The following is a 24,930-nucleotide window of genomic DNA, read 5'->3' on the forward strand; positions in this document are numbered from 1 at the left end:
GCAAATAGTCTCGTGCCGCCACAATTTGCTCAAAAAGCTACCCAAATAGTCAAGGATGGGTAGCTTTGTCCATAAATTAAGTTACAGTTCCTAACCCCGAGCTTGGGGCGGTGGCTGGGTGCCACTCTCTCCTCAGGTAATGCGTTCAACAGTTGACAGTTGACAGTTGACAGTTGACAGTTTGAGAGCGACCTCTACCCTTAAGTCCGAGGATTGGAGCAATGAATAGTCTGATTTTAATTTCTCCCGAGCAGGCTTGGGGCTTTCAACCAATTCTTTCTGGTAAATTTTTGTTTCCATCTTTTACAGACTACAGACTTGGGAAAAACCTCAAACAATCTGCGATTTTGGGATGCCCCGATTCGGGCTTGTCCCCGTGCAGTCGATTTGAGCAACCTTTTATGATAGCTTTCGATCTGTGTTCATGGCTAGAGATTAATGGTACAATAATCTCGGGGTAGCATAAAAAATTGCTCGAAACTGCGTCGGTTTCGGTTGCCAAGAGTGCCAACCTTTAGACTGGAAATTGGTGTGGATTTTCTTGGTAGTGCTGACATTTGACTGGTTCCAGAGAGTTGCAATCGGATGTGGTCGCTGTCTGTCCCGTGGGCGGACTTGTGCTTCCGCTAGCCGATCGACTGTCGGGCCTGCTGACAACAAATCTCTCAGCAGTGTTAAGCTTGTCATCGCGAAGTCATTGTCTTCGCTAACTCGATCGCTCAGTCCCTTGCTGCGCTGCTAAAATTTTGTTAATAAAATTTACTCGGCGGTATGTATCTAAACAATTATGGTATAGTCTTTAGTTTCTAGCTCCCAATCAGAGCTTGAGGCTATAAAAAATATGCTGAGAACCCCGTCCTTTCAAGACGGACATGAAAGCTAACCGGAGGCTAAGGCAATGCCAGTGACAAGAGTGAGATTTCGTTATTGTCATAGTATCTACAAAATGATATAATATTTTGTAGAGCTAGTCAAGAATCATGCTAAATCTCAGTTACGAGTACAAACTAAAGCCGACAGACAAGCAGATTTCTCAAATCGAAAGAACTCTGGTAATTTGTCGTAAGGTTTGGAACTACGCATTGAGAGAGCGTAAAGACTGGATTAACTCTCGTAAATGTCCGATTAATGCTTGCTCGATCGCTCGCGAGTACATTATTCCGGCTGATGCTCCCTACCCAAATTATTACAATCAGGCAGCGGAGCTAACCAAAGCTAAAGAGTTGTTTCCCGAACTTAAAACGGTTAACACAAAAAGATGCTTCAACAGGTGTTAAGAAAGCTGGAAACAGCCTTCCTAGACATGAAACGTAAGGGAATGGGATTCCCAAGATTTAAGAATAAATACCGAATGCGGTCGTTTGTATTTCCCCAAATGCTCAAAAATTGCCTCCAAGGAAATACTATTAAACTCCCACAGTTAGGCATTGTTGAATTCATTAAATCAAGAGAGATTCCTAATGAGTTTGCAATCAAGCAAGCTCAAATTGTCCGGAAGGCTAGTGGATATTTCATCATACTTTTCTTAGAATGTGATGTTAATGTTCCTCAACCAGTTGCACAGGGATTCCCCGTTGGCATAGATCTAGGTTTAGACCAATTTTTAGCAACTTCTGAAGGCAAATTAGTTAAACGTCCTAAGTTGCTCAAGGTCGAACACCGCAAGCTTAAATTGCTGCAACGTCGGCTCAAGAACAAGAAGAAAGGCTCTAACAACCGTCATAAGTTGAATAGAAAAATTGCTAGGCTGCATCAGCGTGTTACCGATACCAGAAAAGATTGGCAGTTTAAATTAGCTCATGACCTAGCTCTAGATGCGGGAATGATATTTGTTGAAGATATCGATTTTCGAGTCTGGGCAAAAGGTAGGTTTGGCAAACACACCTTAGATGCTGGTTTCGGTCAATTCATCGCGATTATGTCGTGGGTGTGCTGGAAACGGGGAGTACATTTTGAGAAGGTAAACAAGGATTACACTTCTCAGGTTTGTCCGAATTGTGATAGTCACACTGGCAAGAAAGCACTTGATGAACGAGTGCATAATTGCCCTGAGTGTGGGTATACAACACATCGAGATGTAGCAGCCGCTCAAGTTATTCGGTTTTCAAGGATTGTCGGCGGAGGGACGCTTCGTAGACATTAAAGAAATTGCCTGTGGAGGCGGTCTGACGGGAACCGGAAACGGTCTAGTTAAGAGCCTAAGAGACAGGAAGAAGAAAGCGTGAAGGTGTGGATGCGATCGCACCGGAATGCAACCTTTGAGAATTCCCGCGCATTTATGCCGGGGATCGCGTCAATAATTCCCATATTCGACCTTTGACCGCAAAACTTTAGAGGAAAAATTGCCGATTTTTAGCTCCTTGTTCCTCAAATGCTTGAATCTCAAATCGCTCGAATGACTCGGCTGCAAGCTATTTCTAACTGCCCAGCGCAGCTCAAGCGCATAAATTAAGATGATGGCCTCATGGAAGACCGCTTTAACGCCCGAGATCCGCAGTCAAATATAAATCAATTGATAGTTTCTACTCCTTTTTTTGCAGGTTTGCCTGACCCTGTAATCGAGAGAGCAACTGTCCACATCGTTACCCGCAGTCATCCGTCGAATCAAGTGATTTTACTAGAAAATGACTGGGGAACATCAGTGTATTTTATATTGGATGGTTGGGTGAAAATTCGCACCTACAATCTAGACGGAAAAGAAGTAACGCTGAATATTTTAGGGAAAGGAGAACTGTTCGGGGAAATGGCAGCGATCGAAGAAGCACCGCGATCGACAGATGTCATCACCCTAGCCCCGACACTGATCGGCAATATGCCAGCTCAAGATTTTGTGCAACTCATTCATACCGAGCCCCTCGCAGGCATTCGGCTAGCTCAACTGATGGCCCGCCGCCTGCGACAAGTCAACCGCCGCCTGCGTTTGCGAGAGTCTGACAGTACCTCGCGAGTAGCAGATATTCTATTATTTTTGGCAGAGGGGCAAGGGAAAAAAATGTCCAGTGGAGGTACAGAAATTCCCAACCTGCCGCACAGAGAATTAAGTAGCCTCAGCGGGCTGGCTCGGGAAACGGTAACGCGAGTGCTGAGCAAGCTGGAAAAAAAAGGAACTATTCAACGCGAACGTGACGTTTTGTGCATTCCCGACCTACACGCCTTGGAGCGTCTGTTAGTCTAATCACTACAAAACGAAATATTGGAGTATACTGGAGTGGTTATGTATATATTGGAGCGCTAAGCGCGATGTATCTGTCGTCTATTGACGAATTAGAGTGTATTGGAGTTTCATTATAGAATGCTAAAACGCCAAAAAGGATATTCAATTACAACCAAATCAGTTAAAGCGAAACTAATTCGCTCAAAATTTGATATGCAGGAAACCAAGGATGCTTACAACGAAGTAGTGCATTTTTATTTCCTGTTAATTGCTGAAAATCCTCAAGGCGTAAGCATTCCCGTGCAATCTAAGGGAGGCTGGCGATTCTACGAATTACTAACCGCTGGTCATCAGTTTATTAGCGGCTTTCCTTCCCCGCTAAAAAGATCCGCAATCCGACAAGCCATCGGTGCTTACGAAAGCTGGAATTCAACCTATCAAAAATGGTTGCATCGTCCGAAGCGAATGAGAGATCACAAACCTCCAGTTCATCCTAGGGCATTCCGGTTTAACCCGCATTACGATTCAGGGATGTGGAAAGAGGATGATGGTTTCTCCATTGTTTTGAAAATGCGAGTAGGGAATTCATGGAAATGGGTCAAACATCAATATCAATGTCCTAATGTTCCGACAGAATGGACAAAAGGTTCTCCAAGAATTCAAGTACAAAATGGTTCTTTATGGCTCGTTTTCCCCTTAGAAAAATATGTGCCTGCCACAGGAGGTATCAAGGGAATTATGTCTAACTCCGCATTTAGAACCTGCGGGATTGACATGGATTTAGACAAGTTTATTATCATTGCAACTGTTCTAGAAACCAACGACAGAGGCGAAACGACTGAAATCGCTAGGCACTTTATCAACCAGTCGCGTCACGTAGCTCGTAGGAAGCGGGATCTAGGACAAATTGCAATCAAGATGAGACAAACCAAAATAGTGAGTCGTGGTTTTGCTAAATCAAGATGGGACTCAATAACGGCCAGAGAAATTAATTTTTCCAGAGCGGTTTCAAGGGAACTTGTTGAGTTTGCAAAACACTGGAAAGTGGATGTAATTAGTTTTGAACACCTAGGCAATCTTCGCCCGAAAAAAGGCAAATTCTCTAGGAGATCAAATCAAAAGCGTGCCTACTGGCTAAAGGGAAAGGTCTTTGAGCAAGTCAAACGAATCGCATATCAAGATTATGCAATTGTGACAACTCGCGTTAGTCCGATGAATACGAGTCGCCTTAGTCCGTGGGGAGAACCACTTTGGAGAGGGGCTAAGTTTCCGTCTGACTCACTTCGATTTGAGGGCTATCAATCTGGAGCTGCATTGGTGGCAACTGCTGATGGGTACAAGGCTCACTCTGGATTAAATGCTGCCCGAAACGTGGCATTAAAAGCAATCAAGCGCAACCTACTAGAAGCTACGCTCAATCTTAAAAGCCTGAAGTAGTAATACGTGACGGTGTGCAATCAAACTAGAACGGTGTTAGCGACTACCACTTTGATTGTACTAGGCTAGGGTAAACTGCCTAAAAATTCCTACCTTACTACGCTCTATTTGGTTGGGACTAGCTCCCGCAAACTGAAAGACGCGACTACAGAGGAGTTAAAAAAGTGAACTATAATTGGAATATTGTGACTTACTCCGATTAACTCCATTTATGGGTTACTCTAGAAGTATCAGAGATTGTTAATTTGAATCTCATTCAACAACACTCTCTGTTAACTAACTGATATTGATGATTTCCCGCCGGAGGTAAAGCTGTGAGTTTTAAGAAAATTTTCGCCGCCGTCGATGATTCTGAACTTGGCCGCCGCGTCTTCAGTCAAGCCTTAGAATTAGCCTCGATCGATCGAGCTAAGATGATGCTATTTCACTGCGTTACTGTCAACTCGCTGGGCGAGACGGCAGTGCCAATTCCGGTAGATTTGGGCTTGAATGCCGAGTTAATGGATCAAGCTTATCAAGCTCAACGTTTGCGGCTGGAAAGGGAGGTAAAACAGTCTGAGGGTTTGCTGAAAAATTATAGCGAGGTTGCAGCCAAACAAGGATTGGAGGTGGAATTTGACTGCCAAATGGATGGCGATCCGGGGCATTGTGTCTGCGAACACGCCCAAACTTGGGGTGCAGATTTAATAGTAGTGGGGAGGCGCGGCCGCACGGGGCTTACAGAAGCTTTCCTCGGGAGTGTGAGCAATTATGTCGTTCACCACGCATCTTGTTCGGTATTTGTAATTCAGGAAGTCAAAGCTGAAAAATGATGCTGCTGAAAATTTTCCTGAGAACATCAATCTAAAATAAGACTGGCGTTCCTACCTAAACCTGGTTTGTGCGAACAATATTAAATTGGGTGGCGAGGCCTCCAAATAGTGAAACCGGAAATTAATCTTATGGCCCGCCAGTGTCGTAAAATATCAAACTTTATTCAGTTGACAATTGACAGTTGACCGCTTGACAGCGACCTCTACCTAGAAAGAAGAAGATTGGATTCAACAGTTGACAATTGACAGTTGACCGCTTGACAGTTCGAGAGCTACCTCTACCTTTAAGTCCAAGTATTCGAGTAATGAATAGTCTAATTTTAATTTCTCCCTCGAAGACTTGGGGCTTTCAACCAATTCTTTCTGGTAATGAATAGTCTAATTTTAATTTCTCCCGATCGCGCTTGGGGCTTTCAACCAATTCTTTCTGATAAAATTTAAAATCGGAAAATCGGAAAATTGGGAATCAGACGTGCAGCAGGCAAGTTCTGTAAAATCTCAAATCTAAAATCTCAAATCGGGAATCAGACGTGTAGCACGTAAGTCCTGTAAAATCTAAAATCTAAAATCTAAAATCTAAAATCGGATGAGTGATTTTTTGTCAGCAGATGCCGCGTCTAATTCAGGCAGTTCACCCAGTAGCAATAATGAGCCACAAACCGCCACTTTTTCAGCAATGGCTGGCGATCGCAAAAATTCCGACCCGGGGACGCCCCCCACTGGAGAAGCGCCTTTGAGGCTCGTAGAAACGGCATTTTTGGCAAGTACCGCTAGCTTGATTTGGCTGATAAATTATTACTTTCCCCTGGGCCCGTTGCTGCGGGTTTTTTTCCCGGTGCCCATAGCCCTGGTTTACCTGCGCTGGGGTAACAGAGCGGCTTGGATGTCAGCTTTGGTTTCCGGTTTGCTGCTGTCGGTACTCATGGGCCCAACGCGGAGCATTTTATACGTGATTCCTTTTGGAATTATGGGAGTTGCACTGGGAGGACTTTGGCGGCGCAAAGCGAGTTGGTCTGTCTCTATTAGTGTGGGGGCGGTAATTGGTGCTGTCGGGTTCTTTTTTAAGTTTTGGCTGCTGTCAGCTTTGGTGGGTCAAGATCTCTGGGTTTATGTAACCGCCCAGGTAACAGAGATTGTGGAATGGGTATTTGTGAAGCTGGGCTGGCTGAGCGTGCCGAGTTTGAGTACAATAGGGGCGATCGCCGCTGGGATGATTTTGATTAACAATATTGTATATTTATTTGTAGTGCATTTAGTAGCTTTGCTGCTGTTAGATCGTTTGGGAAATCCGATTCCGCGGCCGCCGCGCTGGGTGCAAGTTTTAATCGATTATGAGGAGTAATCGGAAGTCATTAGTCATTAGTCATCAGTCATCAGGAAGAAGGAAGAAGGAAGAGGGAAGAGGGAAGAAGGAAGAGGGAAGAGGGAAGAAGGAAGAGGGAAGAAGGAAGAAGGAAGAGGGAAGAAGGAAGAGGGAAGAGGGAAGAAGGAAGAGGGAAGAAGGAAGAGGGAAGAAGGATCTTGTAACAGATTTAACAGATGGATGTTGAGGGAAGGAAAAAAATCAAATTATCCGCTTTCCCTCTTTCTAGTTTTTCCGGCAATTACCAATTCCCCATTACCAATTCCCCATTACCAATTCCCCATTACCAATTCCCCATTACCAATCCCCGATTATTACTGCCAACTGTCAACTGTCAACTGTCAACTGACTAATTATGATTCATGTTTATACAGAAATTGAACAGGGCCAGCGGTGGCTCGATCGCCATCGGGGACAAAAACCGATATTTGCCTGCGTGTTAGGATTCACCGCAACTGGCTTAATTCCGGGGATTTCGGCAGCAGGAGCAACCCCGCGCGATCGACAATTTACTTGTTTGGCCGATGCAGAATTTTTGTATAACGGCCCGCAACCGTCACCGCAGTATCCCTTGCCGCCCCTAGAAGCCGGTGCCTCACCGGTGCTAATATCTCGCGCCGTAGTCGAAGCTTTGGAAATTCCCCTTTACCTGTTTAATGCAGGTTTACCCCTGCCGCCTCCCGTACCTACAATTGATTTGGGCGGTACTGCGGCAAAGTGTCTAACTTCTGGGAATGCTTTGGAACTAGAAATAGTCAAACATTTGCTGGAACAAGGATTAATTTGGGGCGCTAAATTGGCCGCCGAAACTAATGGCAGTTATGTCATTTTAGGGGAGTGCGTAGTTGGTGGCACGACTACTGCTTTGGGCGTGTTAATGGGTTTGGGAATTGCAGCGGCGGGTAAGGTTAATAGTTCTCACCCTACCTGCAATCACGCTCAAAAATTGGCTGCGGTGACAGCGGGACTCAATAATGCTGGGTGGGAAATCGGCAGAAAAAATAGCACCCCCCTGGATTTGGTGGCGGCGGTGGGCGATCCGATGCAAATAGCGGTGGCGGGAATGGCGATCGCCGCGAGTCGGACTTGCGGGGTACTTTTGGCTGGTGGCACGCAAATGCTGGCAGTGTATGCTTTGATGCAAGCCTTAGCCACGGAATACGAGCTGTTATGGTGTCCCGAACAAGTCGCGGTGGGGACTACGCGCTGGGTGGCGGAAGACCCCACAGGGGACACTGTAGGACTCGCCTCGGATATCGGCGGTGTCCCTCTGTTGGCTGCACAGCTAAGTTTTGCCAGTTCTCGCTACCCGCAACTGCAAGCTTACGATCGCGGGTACGTGAAGGAAGGTGTGGGTGCGGGTGCGTGTGCGATCGCCAGCGGCCTAGCTGTGAATTGGACTCCAACCCAACTTCTGCAAGCTGTGGAAGCCCTAGCCTCGCGGTGTGAAATTCAACAGTAAAACCGGGTTTTTCCTTTTCCGTGCCTGTCGGAATATCAGGCATTAAATATGAAAAATTCAGATGTGCGATCGAGCTGCCAACCTCGTTGTGCTGCTCAACTAGCTTTGTTTGGGCTGAATAATTATATCATTTTCTGTAGCATTTTTGCTTTCAGATTTACAGAATATTCTACACAATATCTCGCTTTGATGCAGTATTCCTCCTGTGAATTTCGCGAGACAAAACACTCTATTCAATGACTCTATAAGTAGACGAGCATAAATCAAGGCAACTTGTATTTTCTCTCTCGATCCATGCCGATCGCCAGCAGCAATATTTAATTAGACCCGCCTACGTGTGAGTGCATTCTTTTGGCGACCAACTGTTCTTCTAAGGCAGCAATTCGATTGTAAGCCGCTGTTAGCTGAGCTGTTAAGCGCTGGATTTGAATCTCGGAAGTCAGCTCTTTTTCCAGACTTTGAGAATTCTTGTCGAAGTAGTTGTCATCTAACAGTATGTCCTTGTGACCGAGGATGCCGTCGAGATTGCTGTAGCTTTGATAGGGAGAGGTTTTGTGATTTCCTGCTGTCAGGGAGCGATCGTCCATATGCTGCTGGGCCAGCTTCGTCTCCTTGGCGGACTCCAATAACTTTTCATTGAGGTTTTCTACGAGTTTGTACAAAGCATCGACTTGTTGGGTCAATGCTGTAACTTGCTGGCGTAGCGCTTCCATACAGTCATCCTCGGAATAGTAACTTATATCTTTACATATTAGGGAAATCTTTACATAAGTGGGATTTATCACTAAATTATTTAATTTTTGACGTAATTGTTGTCTTCCCAATCCTGACGCTAGGTTGAGATACTCAGCTTGAGGATTTTAGATTTTAGATTTTAGATTTTAGATTTTCTTGGATTCTGAAACGAGGTTTGTTAACTCCTATACTTTGTTCAAACCTTCAATCAGAGTTAAAAAAAACAAAAAAACTCGGCTTCTGAGAGTGGGAGTCCCTCCAGGAGTGTGAGATTGACTCGGCAGTCAATTTGCCATTTTTCGATTTGGGAGTTGAGATTGTTATGGAGACAGCAACCGGGTTTTGTAGTTATTAAACTGTCGCGGATTTAAAAGGACTTTTTCACTTCGTTTGTGGAAAAAGCGTCATCCAACGGCAGAGTGTGGCGCTTTCGCGGTTTCCTGATATTAAGGAATGTAACACAGATACAGGCGATCGCCCGCAAAGACCGGCAAAATTAGCCCAAAGAAATTTGGAGTTCAGAAACGAGGCGGTAAGTTGACGGCAAGACGAGCACCGACTCCGATCGCAGCAGAAGCTAGTACAATGGCTATGTGTTGGAAAAAGAAATAAGACAAATCGGTGCGGACTACCGGACTCGACAAACAATTATTTCCCGGGTCGCAGAACACAAAACATCGGTCAATATTTAGAAAAGCGGATTCACAGGTGAAACGAAGGTCTTTGCTATTGGGCGCAGCCACCCTAACTTTAAGTCAATTGGCGGCAGGTTGCGACTCGAAACCCACTCTCAAAATTCGATCGCTCAAAAACGGTATTCCGGCCCAACTCGCAAGCAAATTTAGCCGCGATTTACAACCGTCTCCGCAGTTGCAGGTAACGCAGGAAGGGCAATTAAAAGAATTATTCGCTTTGTTACAGGAGTGGAAACGGACACCGGAAGCCAAAAATCAAGCTGACTTGGTGATGTTGGGAGATTATTGGCTGACTTTGGCAATTCGGCAAAAATTGATTCAGCCGATCGATCCTGCTAAAATTGCTAATTGGTCGCAATTGCCCGAAAGATGGCAAAAACTCGTCCGGCGTAACGCTGACGGCCAATTAGACGCTAAAGGTCAAGTTTGGGCTGCACCTTACCGCTGGGGAAGTACGGTAATTGCCTATCGAACCGACAAATTTAAGGATTTGGGGTGGACTCCGACTGATTGGAGTGACTTGTGGCGAGTCGAATTGCGCGATCGAATTTCGCTACCGGATAGCGCGAGAGAAGTGATCGGTTTAACATTAAAAAAACTCGGAAAATCTTACAACACGCAGCAATTAGATAAAGTTCCCAACCTCAAAAAAGAACTGGCAAATCTGCACGCCCAAACTAAGCTTTACAGTTCCGATACATACCTGCAACCGTTAATTTTAGGTGATACTTGGTTAGCCGTAGGTTCATCTGGTGACGTACTGCCGCTGTTACAAACTCAAAAGGATATTGCTGTAGTAATTCCAGTTTCTGGAACTGCACTGTGGACGGATTTGTGGGTACAACCAGCATCAAAAAAGCCAGTTTCGTTAGTGGAAAAATGGATTAATTTTTGCTTGCAGCCTCAGATTGCGCCTCAATTATCTTTGCTGGCTAAAGCTAGTTCGCCGATAATTGTCGGCATGAAACCCGAGGCTTTGCCCGCCGATGTGCGAAGCAATCCCGTGTTGTTACCGGATGCTAAAATTCTTGCCGCCAGCGACTTTCTGCTGCCGTTTGGAGATGCGGGGATTGCCGAATATCGATCGCTTTGGCAAGAAATTCGACAAGTAGTGAAAAGTTAAGTACGTTTTAAGGTACGTAGTTGCGCTTCAGCGCTCTTTCATAGATCTAAAAAACAAGCAGTAAAAAGTTAAGTACGTTTTGAGGTAAGTAGTTGCGCTTCAGCGCTCTTTCATAGATCTAAAAAACAAGCAGTAAAAAGTTAAGTACGTGTTGAGGTACGTAGTTGCGCTTCAGCGCTCTTTCATACAAGCAGTAAAAAGTTAAGTACGTGTTGAGGTACGTAGTTGCGCTTCAGCGCTCTTTCATAAATCTAAAGAGCAAGTAGTGAAAAGTTAAGTACGTTTTGAGGTAAGTAGTTGCGCTTCAGCGCTTTTTCATAGATCTAAAGAGCGCTGAAGCGCAACTACGTACCTTGAAAATCATCAAAACTGACGCATCTTTAACCATAGAGTGTGTCAGTCACCAGTTGTACTTATAAGCTGCGTTAATTGTTAAATTCTTAACTACTACTAAGGGTGAATTTTCAGGTAGCCCAAAATTCTGACCTTTTTTGTGAGGCGTGTATCCTTGTGCTAAGGCATGGAGAATTACCTCACACACGAACACAGGAGTAATAGCTGGATAACCAAAAGAAAAAGCTGTCGTCAATTTCTGAGCAGGATTCTCGTATAACTCTATAAACAAACCAATGCCGCCGTAATCGTCACGTGAAATAAGCCAACGATATTTTTCATCGTTTATGATGATACTGCGTGATTTTTTTTGAGGAAGTGCCATTTTTTGCCTGTTGTTTTGCTAGTAATTTTTAATTTTAGGTCTATCTGGTTTTTGAAGAGGGCGAAGCATGACCGTATATAAGTTATTAGTTATAATCCCATATTGACTGCGGTCATGCTTCGCCCCTACAGATATAATTGCCAAACCCAGATGCACCCGTAATTTTTCTCACAATTTGTTGTCTATTTCGATATTAATTTTTTTTAATTCCGTTTTTGGAAACCGCATTTATTAGCTCAAATGCACGGTGCGTCACCTCTTAATTTATCGATTATCTCAAAAATCTCTATAGCTGGCGCACCCTACTAAAAAGCTTTGATTTTGCCTCGAAGACCCGGATTTGACAGAGATTCTAAATCTATTTTACAGCTCGATCGATCGCCCTTGCACGCATAAACCGCCAAAGCAGTCCCCTGACGGTTGCAAACTCGCAGGTTGTAACCGTACTCGCTAGAAGCAGCGCCGAAGCGGTTGACAAACTGATAGCGTTCCATATAATCGAGCAAACTCCACAGTTGGCGGTTGACGATGATGATAACCCATGTGTTGCTGCGATCGACAAACCAGCGATCGAGCAATTTGCCGCCAAACTGTTTTTGAGCCAACCACAGACTCGGCGTGCTCTTTTCGGCTTGCGAAAGCGGCGGCGACGGGAAATTGGCAGCGTCTCCACTCGGGCAGACTGGTTGCTGGGAAAACGCCGCATATTGTCCCCACAGCAAGGCTGTGATGCACGTAGAACTCGCAATTAGGAACAAACATAAACTTTTTGTCAAAATGCTAGGTCTGCGCCGGAAAACTTGATTTTGGTGGCTGAATTTGTGGTGATTCATCATAATTTATTGCGACAAAATTATTGAAATTCCGATCGCCTAAACAACGAAGCAGGCAGAAAAGCCGTAAAAGTAGAACCACAATCTAACTCGCTGGTAACTTCAATATCACCGCCCATCATCTGACAAAAACGCTGGCTGATAGTCAATCCCAAACCTGTACCGCCGTACTTGCGAGTAGTTGAATTGTCCGCTTGGGTGAAAGGTTGGAACAGTCGCTCTTGCTGTTCTTGTGTCATGCCGATCCCCGTATCTGTCACTCGGAAAACTAAATATTCAGCATCCAAAATTAACATTTGAACAACTCGCGGTTGATATTTATTTTTTAATTCTTCACTGGTAATTCTTTCGACAGTAAGTACGATCGCCCCATTCTCAGAAAACTTAGCAGCATTGCTCAGCAAATTCAGGATTATCTGCCGCACTTTCATCAAATCGCCGTGCATGGCGCCGATATTCTCGGCACTCAATACTTGCAAGGTATTGCCGTTTTTCTCAATTAACGGTTTGATGGTTGTCGCCACCTCCTCGATCAGGCCGCCAACATCGAAGCTTTCGAGATAAATCTCCATCTTGTCAGCTTCAATTTTGGAAATGTCGAGAATGTCGTCAATCAGTTGCAGCAAGTGTTTCCCAGCAGTCCGAATTTTGTCTAAATCCGAAACTACCTCTAAGTTGCCCACCTCCTCGGCATCTTCCACCAGCAGATCGCTGTAGCCGATAATTGCGTTTAGGGGAGTCCGCAACTCGTGGCTCATGTTTGCCAGAAAAGCACTCTTGGCGCGGTTGGCGAGTTCGGCGGCTTCTTTTGCCAACTGCCACGCTTCCTCGGCGTCTTTGCGCTCTGTGATATCCCGCAGCGTGGCTACCACCGCTTCCACGCTACCGTCTGTCGCACACACCGGGCTGAGAATGTACTCGTAGTCGCGGGTTCCCCAGGCTGCGGTGGGGACGATTACTTCGCCTTTGGCGGGTTCGGCTGTGACAAATATGCGATCGCACTGTTGGTGAACCCGCTCCATAATGTTTGGAGGCCAGCCTAATTCCTGCCAGGTTTTGCGAATCATTTCTCTGGGGTTCATGCCGGCAGCTTGGGCGGCGGTGCGACTGACGTAAGTGTACCTTCCCGACTGATCCACTAGAAAAATTAGGTCGAGGGAAGCGCCGAGAATGCCGTCAACTGTTCTGGCGTGTCGGGCTACTTGAGCCGTCATTTGTCTGACGGTAATGGCGCCGCGGACTCGGGCGGCGAGTTCAAACTGCAAGAGTTGGTTGGCTTGTTTGAGGAATGCCGTGCGCTGTTCGACTTCTATTTCTAGTTCTACTTTGGCTTTTTCTAGGGTGAGTTCGGCTTTTTTGCGATCGCTCACATCTGTAGAAATTGTACCGACTGCATAAGCTGTACCTTCGGAGTTGCAGAGGGGAAATTTGAGAGACAGATAAGTGTGCGGCCCGTCGTCTTGAGGGATGACTTCTTCAATGCTTAGGGGCGAACAGGTTTCAATCACTTTTAGGTCGTTTTCTCGCAAGACTGATGCTTTGTCTTGAGGAAAAATATCGCCGTCGGTTTTACCAGTTATTTGTTCTTTTGCCATATGGAACAAATTGTCAAAATGGCTGTTTGTAAGCAGGTATTTTCCGTCAGCATCTTTGATGTGAATCATTGCTGTGGAGTTGTCTAAAATCGCTTGCAGCAGTTCTTCGCTCTTCCGCAGGGCTGTTTGAACCTTTTGACGTTCGAGTATTTCTCGCTGCAATTCCAAGTTGAGGCGATTTAAGTCTTGCCAAGCTTCCTGGACTTGATTTAAGGCGATCGAGCTTTTTGCTGGTTCTGTATTTGTCGGCTGTGGGTGGTTTGAACCCCAGTTGGCGGCCAATTCTAGGGTTGGGACAGTTAGCGAGATTTCGGGATTTGTGATTTGCGCGCGATCGCCCGCACAATTTCCATACTCAAAATCCATCGCTAATTGACTGTCTAAATTAGGTTGTTTCAGGAATAAACCGGGGAGTTCGCCCAAATTTAAATTGTCAGATAAATTGTCAGATAAATTTTCCGATAAATTGTCAGAAGTGCGATCCTTTTCGTTGGCTTCGCTAACACACTTCCCCGATTGCGGGTGCGCTTCGGCGGTGGAGTTAGAGCGTAAATTCCCGTCTGCTGTTAATAAATCTGAGTTAGCTGGTTTGGCCAGGAGGCGGGTGACTCCTACTGCTAAGGCCAGGGGTGCGGCGGCAGCCACAGACAGTGCTAGCAGCCAATTATTGCCCCACCAGGATGCGAGATCAGTTTGTGGCATTCCCCGCACTAAAATTGCTGCGGGTTTTCCGGCTAAATTGTCCAGGGATTGAGCAGCTACTGTATAAGTTTTACTGCCTGTTCGCATTTCCTGAGCGACAGGCTTGCCGGCGGCTGCGAGTGCCGATTTCAGCAGCGATTTGTCTGCCAGCAAATCTGGCAACTTTTGATTTTTGGTAAATATTTGCGAACTTGCCAACACAAATTTGCCGTCAGTTGGGACGGAGTAGATAGCGCGATATCCGCCACTTTGTAAATTGATGGTTTCGCTGCTAGCAACTGCCGTCGTTTGGCTCAAAATTTTTTCTAACACTAAGACACCAATCACCGTCTTAGTTTTGGGATCGTTTACAGGAGTTGCTGTGTAGCGGATGAGAACGCTACCGTCTCCCGCAGCGCGCGGCAAAGATACCAATTGTTTCTGAAGTTCCGATTTGGCAATAATTTTGCTGGCGGTTATTGGCTTTTTGGCAGCGAATACTCGATCGACTATTTTTTGCAGGTTAACACTTTTTTCCTTGATGTTGGGGTTGACGCTAACTACAATCTGCCCGTTTTTTCCCACTAAGACAGCACTGTCTATTTCCCCTGTTTTAACTTGGGTTTCCAAAATATCCTTGACAGATTGTCGCAAATTTGATATATTCTTGCCGCTGTTATAAGCTGAGGCTATTTGGGCGATCGTTTTGCTGTCAGAGGAGTTTTGCAAACTGAATGCAGCGCGATCGAGTTTAAGATTGTAGTTACTTTCACTAAGGCTCAGTTCAGATTTAGCTTGATTTTGCAGTTCGCTGCTTCCAACAGTTGATGTTAGCCAAAGTGCTGCTCCCGTTAATCCGACTGGCAAGATGGTTTGTAAAGCCAGCAATCCAATTAATTGTTTTCTGGTGACAGACAAGTTGTAGGTGGCAGGTCTGAAAACTGCTTTCAATCTTCTTTCGGAAGTCGCAAAATTAGTAGGCTGCGAACAGTTTTGCTGGCTGTCGTTTAACTGAGTTTGAGCCATAGTAGTAGATGCTAAATCGTTTGTAGATGACACGGGATATTAATCTGGAAGTATCAAGTTGAGATTTGGAAGTTGAGATTTTAGAGAGAGTTCCGTTAATCACCCATCAGAAAAATGTTGGCTCTCGCTGGGTCGAAGAAAGTCATAAAATAACTGGGGTATTGTCATAGAAATAAATTTTCTGGCTCTTCAACCAAATTTTGTAATTTAGTTTTTTTTACCAGAAAGAATTGGTTTAAAGCTGGAACCCGCGGAGAAATTAAAAGAAGACGATTCATTACTCCAATCCTCTTCCTTCCAGGTAGACTTTGCTGTCAACTGTCAACTGTCAACTGTCAACTGTCAACTGTCACCTTGTGTTTCAATCCCACAACCGCCTGCCCGCTTTGCCATTCAGTCGCTGGTGAGTGTCTTTGAGCAAAGTTGGGATGTCCAACTCTTCGGGACACCTGGGCAAACATTCGCCGCAATCGGTGCAGCGGTTGCCTTTGCTTCCAGGAAACCAATGTCCGGCATTTTCAAACATAGCATAACGGTATTTGCCAAACTCAGTCATGTCGCACCCGACAGCGAGATTCCGCAGCCGCAATACTTCGGGAATGTTGATGTTTTCCGGGCAAGGCAAACAGGCGTAGCACTGGCTGCATTTGTCAGTTTTCAAACGATCGGCAATCACCGATTCAATCCTCACAAACGCAGCAATTTCGGCCTGGGTGAGGGGAAAGTCGCGATCGGCATATTTTAGAGGTTGCTCTAATTCTGTCGGATTTGCAGGCCCCACACTCAGAGTTCCAATTCTAGTATCGCTCAGTAAAAACCGATAGTTCAACTCCAAAGGCGAGAAAGGCGAGCACAATTGTGCGAGAGTTTCTGGGGGCGTGTAGAGTTGCCCTCCTTTGTCTGCCGGAGAAATGATGAAAACGCCCATATCTTTGTGCTTGGCGAGTTCAACTGCCGGGGTGTTGCGCTGAAAAAAATAGTAATAATGCAGGTTGACAAATTCAAATAAATCTGTATTTATAGCAGCCAAAATCAGATCCAGAGGCCCGTGAGTCGAGAAACCGACGTGCCGAATTCGGCCATCAGCCAAGGCTTTGCGTACAGCTTCCATGCAGCCTGTGGGCGATCGCACCCAAGCCAAATGTTCCCAAGCATTCAAACCATGAATTGCCAGACAATCGATATAGTCTAGATTTAGACGTTTGAGAGACGAGTCGATGCAGCGTTCCGTGGCAGCAGCATCGTCCCCAGGAGGGATTTTCGTGGTGACGTGGAAGCGCGATCGATCGACAGACAAACCAGATGCGAGGGCCGCGCCTAGATATTCCTCGCTGCAACCGTAACCCGCCGCCGTTTCCAGGTGATTGATTCCCTGAGATACAGCTTGTTGTACAGTCTGAAAGGCAATTTCCTCAGAAGCCAGATAGCGCATGGTTCCTAAGGAAAAAACAGACAGGTGCAAGTTTGTTTTGCCAAACCGTCGATAGCGCATAAATGTTACGAGGAAGTTTCGCCCTGGCCCAAGCCGCTTCTCTTGATCAAATCCTCTGGACGGAGGTTTGAGACAAATTCTCGGAAGGCCCGGCGTTCGGCCTCATCAGCATCTCGATCGACCGGTATAGAAGCATCGGCGACGACTTCTTCCATCACCCAGATGGGGCTATTCGTCCGCAGAGCTATGGCGATCGCGTCGCTGGGACGGGCATCGATCTCTTTTTTCACTTCACCCTGACGGACAATCAGCACGGCATAGAACGTGTTATCTTGCAGCGAGTGAATCACTATCCGCTCCAAGGTAAGACTCCAGGCCTCTAGGAAATTGACCATCAAATCGTGAGTTAAAGGTCGAGGAGGCTTGTGGCCTTCCAGAGCACTAATAATAGCCTTTGCTTGCTCCTGACCAATATAAATAGGCAAAGCGCGACGCTCAGTAGCGTCTCTCAATAGGACAATTGGGCTGCGCGTGGCTGCATCTAAGGCAATTCCAGCGACTTTCATTTCAATCATTCGATCGGCCTCATAGAATTAAGACACTGCAAGGCGGTATAGAACTTGGACATAGATGACCTAAATCCAGTATGACTCGATCTTCGCCCGAATCTACAACTGATCGATGACTGTTAATTTTCGATTTTGGGCTTGAAGATTCAAGGAGGGGGGGGGAAGGAACAGCAAAAGCTGATGTGTCTGGTTTGTTTGTGACTGTGGTTTGATTTAAATAAGCGATCGACTACCAAAAAATAACTATGTTTACAGGACTAATTCAATCTCTCGGAAAGCTGAAATCGCTAGGCAACGATTACTTCCAAATTTCCTGCACCTCAAGCAACTCCTATCAGATTTTACAAGATTTAGCCATTGGCGACAGCGTAGCAGTGGATGGAGTTTGTTTGACAGTGGTGGAAGTTCTGCCCCAAGGTTTTGTCGCCATCGCTTCCCCAGAAACCTTGCGCCGCACTAATTTGGGAGCATTCCCCGATGCTTGGGTGAACCTAGAAACCTCGCTGCGCGCCGGTAGCAAATTGGGCGGACATTTTGTGACGGGACACGTAGATGCGATCGGCACCTTAGCGACATCCACCCAAACCGCCAACGCTTGGGAGATGAGGTTTACAGCCCCACCAACAGCCAATTCGGGATGGCAGCGTCAAATTGCGCCATACATCGTTTCCAAGGGCAGCATCGCCGTCAACGGCATCAGCCTCACCGTAGCAGATTGCGATGCAGACGGAAATTGGTTTGAAGTTGCCGTAATTCCGCACAGTTTTTCCGAGACAAACCTCAGCTATTTGCAGCCGGGAAGTTTAGTTAATTTAGAAGCAGATATACTCGGCAAATATGTAGCAAAATTTCTCCGCAGCGGCGGCCGGGAAGCCCATCCCGAACCCTGGGAAGAAACCCCCGCCATGAACAGTTTGGGAACAATTACACCTGAATTCTTAGCCGAACACGGATTTATGTAATCTTGGGGTGTACGCGGAGTATTTAATCATAAAATACCCGGCGGTTGAAACCGCGTCTATAAAAACAAAACCTGCCTCCGCAGGTTGAAGAACGAGCGGCGAACATTATGTTATTCTCTTTAGTCTGCGGAGGCAGACTATCCTTCGGGAAGGCTAACGCCTACGTTTTTGTAGTTTGACCTCTTACTCGGATGACGGGCGCTTCGCCACATAAGCGCTTCGCGCTGGCTTCGCCTACGAGTAAGAGGTCAAAAGCGGTTTCAACCGCCGTCTGCATCTGCTCAAAACTGACGCCCCCTATCGACAAACTCTTTCTCAACAAAAACATTTTTCTCCCAAAACAACCCCGCCGCAATTCCCGCCTGAGAAACCAAAAACAAAGCAGCAATTAATAGCTTTTGAATACCCGATCCCTGGGAAAATGGATAAGTTAGCAAATTCAGATAAAATGACGGATGTTGCCGTTTCCCCTTAGCCCCACTTTTCGAGATAATTTCCCCAAACAAAAAAGCACCTCTACCGTAATTGAATTGCTGCCGCCAAAATTTCCGCAGAGTTAGTGCGTGGGAATGATAGACTGTAACTTCGGGAGCATAGACCGCGCGGCCTCCCAAATTGAGCCAGCGAAAGCAAAATTCCCTATCTTCTCCAGCCGCTAGCGAAAAAGTCGTGTCAAACCCGCCAATTTTCTGGAAAGCCTCAGCGGGAAGGGCAAAATTGTTAGAAGTGAAAAATTGCGCGCGATCGCCAATAGCATTGTAATAACTGTAAAGGTAATCGATCAGTTGCTGGCTGGCAGTAGAATAGATATTATCCGGCAGCGCGTTGACAGTTCGACCTCCGATCAAACAGTCTGGTGTTTCCACAAATCGCTTTTCTAGATTTTGCAGCCAATCTGCCGCCACAGTACAGTCATCGTCTGTAAACACTAAAAATTTACCCTCGGCTGCAAAAGCCCCAGTATTTCGCGCCGTTGCGGGGCCTGAGTTGGGTTGTGTCAAAAGTGTGAGATTTAACCCATTTTGAAAAGGGGATATTGTAGTTTCTACAGATATTTCGGTGCTGTCGTTGACGACAATCACCTGAAACTTATCGCGCGGATATTCTAGTTCCACAAAAGACTGAAGACACTGCGCTAATTTCTCGGGGCGATTGTAAGTCGGAACTATAATTGAAAATAGAGTTTTAGTTGTGTTCATTCTAACTCATATATTTTAATATTTTAAGCGATACAGTACCGACTCAGTATTAAAATCTTTGCCGAAAACTGGTTGCAGCGGGCCCTCGGGACTTGTCAGCCAAGATAAAGCTAGTTTGGTGTATTCGTCCATCTCAGTCAGGGGCCCGAATCCTACCATCTTAATGTTATTTTTGTGGAGGTTGTCCATCCATGCCGGAAGTCGATCGGCTCTAAACGGCACATATAAAACTTGTCTGTCCAAATTTTTCCCGTAAAACAGGTAGCTGCGGTAACTTAAAAAGAAGCCGATTTTTTCATTGGGTACTGTATTTTTGTCAATATATTCGTAAATTCCGCGATACAGTTCGGCGCGAGCAACATCTCGCTTTTCCCTCGCCACCCAAGTAGCACTTACCATCAATGCTATGCAGACACAAATTATCATTATGTAACTTGATTTTTTCAAGCTAGCGAGTAGATTTTTCAAGCCAATTAAACTAGGATTGCGCTTAAATAGAATCCCAGCTAGTAGCAGTAATCCAACATAAATCAATGGGTATATTCCTAAATCTGGCAAACGGGGCGCTAATATTTTTATCACCAGATTGATGGCTTCGGCAAAATGAGATTTAAACCTGTCAATTAACCAACTTCCCCAAACAATACTCTTTCCGGTAAAAGAAGCATTTTTAATTAGGTCAAAAATTGTGTTGCTAATAATGCCGGAAATACTGCTAATTAAAACAACTGCTACAATTACTTGCTTGCGAGTTTTGAGCTCAGTCGCGGTTGCTGCTGCTGCGATCGCCAGTAAGCTTAAAAAGGGAAAGCCGTATCTGAGATTAAAACCGAGTAAAGGACTGAGTTGACCGATCGCCTCTCCGGCAGTCCCGGAGGTGTAAGGTGTAATGACGTAGAGAATTCCGGTGCTGGCAAGAACTACGGTTAAAATGATATTGTTTTGATTGATTATCCTGGTTTTACCTTGGATCAAAGCTAGAGGTGCTGAAGAGGCCTGAAGTGCGATCGCCAGAAATGGCAGTTGCAATCTAATGAGGACTTGCAAGCCGAACATTTGCCAGTGGGAAATATTACTGGGATTAAATTGAGCGGCTAAAGTGCTTTGCCAAATCTTCAAAAGTGGCGAAGCTGAAGGCGCAGGTATGGTAGGTGTTGGCTGCTGTACGGGAGGTTTTGGTGACGCTACCGGAGGTTTTGGCCCAGGTACCGGAGGTTTTGGAGACGCTACCGGAGGTTTTGGGGATGCTACTGGAGGTTTTGGGGATGCTACTGGAGACGGTGGGGCAACAGGCTGTAAGGGAATGTTAATCTCGCGGGAATCACCAACAGGATAATTGATATGCAGCAAGTTTCTCGCATACCAAAAACCTCCTAAAAACAAGCAGCAAAGTATGCCGCACACCAAGACTGGTTTGATGTGGCGAATTCTAAAATTAGTTCGTGTAGAATTTTTATTAACGATGAATCTTTTAATTTCTAATATTGCTAATCCTCCTAAAAGTGAGGCTGCATAGACTAGGGCAGTGATTTTAATTCCGGCTATCATTCCTACAGATGCCAAAAATAGGGATAGCTCGGATTGCGATCGGCTGCTGTGATAGGATAAACCTAAATATAAAGCAACTGTAAATATCGCAGCTAGCGGTAAGTCTGGGTGAATGGTGTTAACTTGGTTGAGCATCATCGGTACTGTCAATACTAAAGATGCTGCTGCCATGCCATAAAATCTCGTTGCTCCAAATTTTATACTCAATAGATAGACTGCAATTCCTTCAAGTACCCAGGCAATTAGCATGGGAAAAGCTGTGAGAAAATCTTCTTTGAAGGGGAGTACGCACAAAGCAGACAAGACGTGCCAATTGTAGGGATATACTCGGGCTTGCTCGTGTTCAAAAATCCAATTTCCGGCGGCATCTAAGAATGTAAATGAGTGGGTTTGATACCATCTGGCAATTACAGGTAGGTGAAACCACAATGAGTCATAATTTGTTGTGGGTTTAGTTGCTAGGGTTTCCCACAACACAAATCCTGCAAATGCGGTGGCACCAATGATTAGGAGTTCGGATGGGATCAGAGGTTGCTTGAGTTGGGGAATCTGCCACTGCGAGAAGCTAAAAGATTTCTGGTTTTTGGCATAAATCAGAATTAAGCCGATCGCACAAATCAGCATTTCTGCTATAATGACCGCAGCAAGATTTAGGCGATCGGCACTTCCTAAAATCAAACCTATACAAATTTGTGCAAGACTCCATCCCGTCAAAAGTACGAGGAGAAAATGAGGAAATGAATAGTTACTGTTTTCCTTGTGATTCTCGAAGGCCAGAGACAAGCTTAGGGGAATCGGCCCGACTATAATAATCAGAAATAAAATTAATTCCCACAAATACTGCGCTATTAGCATAAGCTACTATTTACCAATTTTTATGGGAGGCTCTTGCTGATTGTTTGTAGTGAGGACTTTAGTCCTTCTATGGATGCGGACTAAAGTCCTCACTACGAACCTATTTGATTGTTTGTAGTGTGTACTTTGAGTGCTTATAAAACAATACGCTTGGGTTAAGGCTGATCCACCCTAACCCCCCTAAAAAAGGGGGGGGACAAGAACTCGATCAAAGTCCCCCTTCTTAAGGGGGATTTAGGGGGATCTCCGGGCAAGAAACAGTGTTAACTCAAGCGTATTGCCTGATAAAAAACCTATCTGCTAGCTTGCTTCTGAATTTTGGGTTTGGAGGCTTCTTTATCCTTGGATGCAGAAGTGTCAGTTTTTAACAATTCTGGGAATGGCGGCTGGAGGTTGTGAACTTCGATGTCCATTCCCAGCGGCAGAGGTGGAAGCTGGGGCAGATCGTTTTCCAAATCCTTGAGTGCACTAGCGCTTTGTGTTTCCACAAATTTTGGCATTTGGGGTATTTTGGCGGTTTCCAAAGTGCCGATCATTTTTGCTACAGCGAATTCTAGCTGAGCACCGGGGTCGATCGCCACCCAACCCTGAGCAGTCATTTGCCGAACCTCGAAGTGGAGGTGAGGCCCTGTAGACATTCCTGTACTGCCGACACGCCCGATCGTATCACCCTGTTTCACCCACTCTCCTGGTTTGACAAACAGTTCTGAAAGGTGTCCGTAGAGAGTTTCCTGAGACTGTTTGCTGTGGTTGAGAACCACCGTCAAACCGTAGCCGCCCAACCAATCGGCGATCGCCACTTGACCCGCATAAGCGGCCAGTACGGGCGTTCCCATCGGGGCTCCCAAGTCCGTTCCGGTGTGAAACCTACCGTAGCCCATAACCGGATGAGTCCGCCACCCAAAGGGTGAAGTAATTTCCGCAGCAATCGATAGCGGAAACAGCAGGCTGGTGTTGCCATTTCCAGGCCGGCCCAAGGGACGCGGCGTGAGATTGTAGTAAGCAAAACCTGTATTGCTGCCGCTGCTGACACTAATCGCGCCGACTTGCACTGGCCCTAGTCCCATGCTGGGTTCGGGTGGGCCAGCGGCGTAGGCTGCCGTGTTAATCGAGTATCCAGCATCTGCTGAGTATCCGGGGTTAGCTGGGTATCCGCTGTCTGCTGAGTAGCCCGGAGGTGTGTAAGCAGATTCCGACTGGTTGCCCTGTCCCCAAAGCTGGTTGCCTACTTGTTGAGCGGCCTGACCTACTTTACTGATAGGATTTCCGCTATTATTTCCGGCGACAGTTCCCCGAACATTGCCCGGAAGGTTCGGAACAGTCCCGGGGCTTTGTGGCAGATTTCGAGAAGGAGGGGTGGCAATATAAGGGCCAATTGTGCTGGGAGTTTGCGGGTTGTAGTTGGGCCCTCCGGCGATCGGCCTTTCTGGGCTGTAACTGGGAGGGGCTGCTTCTGCTGTCACGGGTTCGGGAACAGCGGCAGGCCCGCACAAACCGCCAACTCCTTGTCCTGCTGACACGGAACCTTCGCAGCCTGTCGATCTTTCTGCAAACTCGATCGTTGTAGGCGCTTCGTATTGGCTGGTAGCGCCAACACTGTAGTCTGTTTGGTCGGTGGCAGCGCGGGCTTCTGGGTTAACTGGTGCTTCAAAAGGAGGTTCCTGGGCCGTCGCTTCTGGCAAGGGAATCAGTGCGGGTTCCGGTAGATAATATTGGGCCGGAGGTTGTTCGGTGACGTAATCTGGCGATGGGGCCCGAACTTCTGCCTGGGGTTCGGGATCTGGTTCTCGCTGCACTTGGGCTTCGGGTTCCGGGGGCGCCAGAGGTGCTTCAAATAGTGGCTGAAGTTCTGCTGCGCCGGGGACGGCTTGTTCTGCTGGCGGAGTTTCAGTTTGGGCCCAAACTATGCCTTTGCTCAGCAGTCCCAGACTGGCAAGGCAACCTAGTCCCACCAGCATTGAGCGTTCGGACAAAAGGCGCGATCGAGTCCGGGCGCCTGTGGGGTGATTTTTTTGCTGTTTGGTGTTCAACTGGGCTGTTATTTGCTTGTCTGGAACTGGTTTCACGATTTTTTTTTCCCAACTCAACAGGGGGGGCGCAAGAAGATTAGTCGATTGTAGATTTTAGATTTTAGATTTTAGATTTACTCGCAGCTTTGAATTCTGGGAGGAGGAATCTTAGTCTAAAGTTTTGGGCTGCTGGCGACAGGAGTCGGAAAGCAAGTATCTGTTTTTTGGCAGGGTCTGGATCGAAGTGTATGGCAATCCTTATCTTTATACAGACTTAACTGATTTTACCAGAAGTAATTGGTTGAAAGCCGGAACCCTGCTCGGGAGAAATGAAAATCAGACTATTCATTACTCCAATCCTCTTTCTTCTAGGTAGAGGTCGCTCTCAAACTGTCAACTGTCAACTGTCAACTATTGAACGGGCTTAAGGCAATTTTTTTTCCCGTCGAACAGCTCGAATGCTGCGTCGATTCGCGATCGATACCCTGGTTTTTCCGCTCCCAATCATTGCACTGCCAACTAGCCTGTGACGGCCACATTGATAATAGCGCTTTGGCGTTCGTGTCTGTGAATTAAGCTCCCCCATCTCCCCCATCTCCCCATCTCCCCATCTCCCCATCTCCCCATCTCCCCATCTCCCCATCTCCCCATCTCCCCATCTCCCCATCTCCCCCAATTTTTGCCGATCGCCCATTTAAACTAAGTAGCAAAATTGTTAATTG

21 protein-coding genes are annotated in these 24,930 nt (G+C 46.2%); 10 read left to right on the forward strand and 11 right to left on the reverse strand.

Annotated features, from left to right (window positions below; translation table 11 throughout):
• Positions 1 to 435: 435 nt before the first annotated feature.
• A complete protein-coding gene (locus JGK07_RS11720; protein ID WP_293186856.1) occupies positions 436 to 687 on the reverse strand; it encodes a hypothetical protein in 252 nt (83 codons plus the stop codon).
• Between the two features lie 293 nt (positions 688 to 980).
• Between JGK07_RS11720 and JGK07_RS33175 the strand changes: the two genes are divergently transcribed.
• The 8 genes from JGK07_RS33175 to cobT all read left to right on the forward strand — a co-directional run bounded on the left by JGK07_RS33175 (position 981) and on the right by cobT (position 8,228).
• Positions 981 to 1,277, forward strand: a complete 297-nt coding sequence (locus JGK07_RS33175) for a helix-turn-helix domain-containing protein (protein ID WP_325315607.1) — start codon at positions 981 to 983, stop codon at positions 1,275 to 1,277.
• Positions 1,278 to 1,303: 26 nt separating this feature from the next.
• Positions 1,304 to 2,143, forward strand: a complete 840-nt coding sequence (locus JGK07_RS11725) for a transposase (protein WP_366517252.1) — start codon at positions 1,304 to 1,306, stop codon at positions 2,141 to 2,143.
• A 321-nt stretch (positions 2,144 to 2,464) separates the two neighbouring features.
• Positions 2,465 to 3,175: a Crp/Fnr family transcriptional regulator gene (locus tag JGK07_RS11730; protein ID WP_293152297.1), complete on the forward strand. Its 711-nt coding sequence runs from the start codon at positions 2,465 to 2,467 to the stop codon at positions 3,173 to 3,175.
• A 117-nt stretch (positions 3,176 to 3,292) separates the two neighbouring features.
• Positions 3,293 to 4,591 carry a hypothetical protein gene (locus JGK07_RS11735; protein WP_293199079.1) on the forward strand — a complete coding sequence of 433 codons (1,299 nt, stop codon included), beginning with the start codon at positions 3,293 to 3,295 and terminating at the stop codon, positions 4,589 to 4,591.
• A gap of 314 nt (positions 4,592 to 4,905) precedes the next feature.
• Positions 4,906 to 5,403 carry a universal stress protein gene (locus tag JGK07_RS11740; protein ID WP_293152300.1) on the forward strand — a complete coding sequence of 166 codons (498 nt, stop codon included), beginning with the start codon at positions 4,906 to 4,908 and terminating at the stop codon, positions 5,401 to 5,403.
• A 586-nt stretch (positions 5,404 to 5,989) separates the two neighbouring features.
• The gene (locus tag JGK07_RS11745; RefSeq protein ID WP_293186858.1) at positions 5,990 to 6,745 is read left to right on the forward strand and encodes a DUF2232 domain-containing protein; all 756 of its coding nucleotides are present in this window, start codon (positions 5,990 to 5,992) and stop codon (positions 6,743 to 6,745) included.
• Positions 6,735 to 6,953, forward strand: a complete 219-nt coding sequence (locus JGK07_RS11750) for a hypothetical protein (RefSeq protein ID WP_293199078.1) — start codon at positions 6,735 to 6,737, stop codon at positions 6,951 to 6,953. The genes JGK07_RS11745 and JGK07_RS11750 overlap by 11 nt, the downstream gene beginning before the upstream one ends.
• Positions 6,954 to 7,121: 168 nt before the next feature.
• Complete coding sequence (gene cobT, locus JGK07_RS11755; protein ID WP_293186861.1) at positions 7,122 to 8,228, forward strand: nicotinate mononucleotide-dependent phosphoribosyltransferase CobT; 1,107 nt, start codon at positions 7,122 to 7,124, stop codon at positions 8,226 to 8,228.
• A 317-nt stretch (positions 8,229 to 8,545) separates the two neighbouring features.
• On the opposite strand, the gene JGK07_RS11760 is transcribed toward cobT, so the two are convergent.
• Complete coding sequence (locus JGK07_RS11760; protein ID WP_293186862.1) at positions 8,546 to 8,941, reverse strand: hypothetical protein; 396 nt, start codon at positions 8,939 to 8,941, stop codon at positions 8,546 to 8,548.
• 730 nt (positions 8,942 to 9,671) lie between these two features.
• Here JGK07_RS11760 and JGK07_RS11765 point away from each other — a divergent pair.
• Positions 9,672 to 10,781, forward strand: a complete 1,110-nt coding sequence (locus JGK07_RS11765) for an extracellular solute-binding protein (RefSeq protein ID WP_293186863.1) — start codon at positions 9,672 to 9,674, stop codon at positions 10,779 to 10,781.
• 400 nt (positions 10,782 to 11,181) lie between these two features.
• Here JGK07_RS11765 and JGK07_RS11770 read toward each other — a convergent pair whose 3' ends face one another.
• From JGK07_RS11770 to JGK07_RS11790, 5 genes are all read right to left on the reverse strand, one after another.
• Positions 11,182 to 11,499 (reverse strand): hypothetical protein, encoded by a 318-nt coding sequence (locus JGK07_RS11770; RefSeq protein ID WP_293192714.1) that lies wholly within the window; start codon positions 11,497 to 11,499, stop codon positions 11,182 to 11,184.
• 305 nt (positions 11,500 to 11,804) lie between these two features.
• Positions 11,805 to 12,335 carry a hypothetical protein gene (locus JGK07_RS11775; RefSeq protein WP_293192716.1) on the reverse strand — a complete coding sequence of 177 codons (531 nt, stop codon included), beginning with the start codon at positions 12,333 to 12,335 and terminating at the stop codon, positions 11,805 to 11,807.
• Between the two features lie 17 nt (positions 12,336 to 12,352).
• Entirely contained in the window at positions 12,353 to 15,667 is a 3,315-nt protein-coding gene (locus tag JGK07_RS11780) for a PAS domain-containing protein (RefSeq protein ID WP_293225783.1), read from the reverse strand.
• A gap of 328 nt (positions 15,668 to 15,995) precedes the next feature.
• Complete coding sequence (locus tag JGK07_RS11785) at positions 15,996 to 17,126, reverse strand: aldo/keto reductase (RefSeq protein ID WP_293207587.1); 1,131 nt, start codon at positions 17,124 to 17,126, stop codon at positions 15,996 to 15,998.
• Positions 17,127 to 17,131: 5 nt separating this feature from the next.
• Positions 17,132 to 17,641 carry a bifunctional nuclease family protein gene (locus JGK07_RS11790; protein WP_293241889.1) on the reverse strand — a complete coding sequence of 170 codons (510 nt, stop codon included), beginning with the start codon at positions 17,639 to 17,641 and terminating at the stop codon, positions 17,132 to 17,134.
• 239 nt (positions 17,642 to 17,880) lie between these two features.
• Between JGK07_RS11790 and ribE the strand changes: the two genes are divergently transcribed.
• The gene (gene ribE, locus JGK07_RS11795; RefSeq protein ID WP_293184828.1) at positions 17,881 to 18,597 is read left to right on the forward strand and encodes a riboflavin synthase; all 717 of its coding nucleotides are present in this window, start codon (positions 17,881 to 17,883) and stop codon (positions 18,595 to 18,597) included.
• Positions 18,598 to 18,878: 281 nt separating this feature from the next.
• On the opposite strand, the gene JGK07_RS11800 is transcribed toward ribE, so the two are convergent.
• From JGK07_RS11800 to JGK07_RS11815, 4 genes are all read right to left on the reverse strand, one after another.
• Positions 18,879 to 19,796: a glycosyltransferase gene (locus JGK07_RS11800; RefSeq protein WP_293241886.1), complete on the reverse strand. Its 918-nt coding sequence runs from the start codon at positions 19,794 to 19,796 to the stop codon at positions 18,879 to 18,881.
• A 15-nt stretch (positions 19,797 to 19,811) separates the two neighbouring features.
• A complete protein-coding gene (locus JGK07_RS11805; RefSeq protein ID WP_293241883.1) occupies positions 19,812 to 22,199 on the reverse strand; it encodes a hypothetical protein in 2,388 nt (795 codons plus the stop codon).
• A 293-nt stretch (positions 22,200 to 22,492) separates the two neighbouring features.
• Positions 22,493 to 24,265, reverse strand: a complete 1,773-nt coding sequence (locus JGK07_RS11810; protein ID WP_293192721.1) for a M23 family metallopeptidase — start codon at positions 24,263 to 24,265, stop codon at positions 22,493 to 22,495.
• 515 nt (positions 24,266 to 24,780) lie between these two features.
• Positions 24,781 to 24,918 carry a hypothetical protein gene (locus JGK07_RS11815; protein ID WP_293207595.1) on the reverse strand — a complete coding sequence of 46 codons (138 nt, stop codon included), beginning with the start codon at positions 24,916 to 24,918 and terminating at the stop codon, positions 24,781 to 24,783.
• Positions 24,919 to 24,930 lie beyond the last annotated feature (12 nt).

The sequence above is a fragment of the Microcoleus sp. PH2017_24_DOB_U_A genome (genome assembly GCF_020738205.1).
GTDB lineage: Bacteria > Cyanobacteriota > Cyanobacteriia > Cyanobacteriales > Microcoleaceae > Microcoleus.

Bases quoted from the DNA above. Each gene is read 5' to 3' on its own strand.
- JGK07_RS11720 (WP_293186856.1), bottom strand. From the start codon at position 687: ATGACAAGCTTAACACTGCTGAGAGATTTGTTGTCAGCAGGCCCGACA.
- JGK07_RS33175 (WP_325315607.1), top strand. From the start codon at position 981: ATGCTAAATCTCAGTTACGAGTACAAACTAAAGCCGACAGACAAGCAG.
- JGK07_RS11725 (WP_366517252.1), top strand. From the start codon at position 1,304: ATGAAACGTAAGGGAATGGGATTCCCAAGATTTAAGAATAAATACCGA.
- JGK07_RS11730 (WP_293152297.1), top strand. From the start codon at position 2,465: ATGGAAGACCGCTTTAACGCCCGAGATCCGCAGTCAAATATAAATCAA.
- JGK07_RS11735 (WP_293199079.1), top strand. From the start codon at position 3,293: ATGCTAAAACGCCAAAAAGGATATTCAATTACAACCAAATCAGTTAAA.
- JGK07_RS11745 (WP_293186858.1), top strand. From the start codon at position 5,990: ATGAGTGATTTTTTGTCAGCAGATGCCGCGTCTAATTCAGGCAGTTCA.
- JGK07_RS11750 (WP_293199078.1), top strand. From the start codon at position 6,735: ATGAGGAGTAATCGGAAGTCATTAGTCATTAGTCATCAGTCATCAGGA.
- cobT (WP_293186861.1), top strand. From the start codon at position 7,122: ATGATTCATGTTTATACAGAAATTGAACAGGGCCAGCGGTGGCTCGAT.
- JGK07_RS11760 (WP_293186862.1), bottom strand. From the start codon at position 8,941: ATGGAAGCGCTACGCCAGCAAGTTACAGCATTGACCCAACAAGTCGAT.
- JGK07_RS11770 (WP_293192714.1), bottom strand. From the start codon at position 11,499: ATGGCACTTCCTCAAAAAAAATCACGCAGTATCATCATAAACGATGAA.
- JGK07_RS11775 (WP_293192716.1), bottom strand. From the start codon at position 12,335: ATGATGAATCACCACAAATTCAGCCACCAAAATCAAGTTTTCCGGCGC.
- JGK07_RS11785 (WP_293207587.1), bottom strand. From the start codon at position 17,126: ATGCGCTATCGACGGTTTGGCAAAACAAACTTGCACCTGTCTGTTTTT.
- JGK07_RS11790 (WP_293241889.1), bottom strand. From the start codon at position 17,641: ATGATTGAAATGAAAGTCGCTGGAATTGCCTTAGATGCAGCCACGCGC.
- ribE (WP_293184828.1), top strand. From the start codon at position 17,881: ATGTTTACAGGACTAATTCAATCTCTCGGAAAGCTGAAATCGCTAGGC.
- JGK07_RS11800 (WP_293241886.1), bottom strand. From the start codon at position 19,796: ATGAACACAACTAAAACTCTATTTTCAATTATAGTTCCGACTTACAAT.
- JGK07_RS11805 (WP_293241883.1), bottom strand. From the start codon at position 22,199: ATGCTAATAGCGCAGTATTTGTGGGAATTAATTTTATTTCTGATTATT.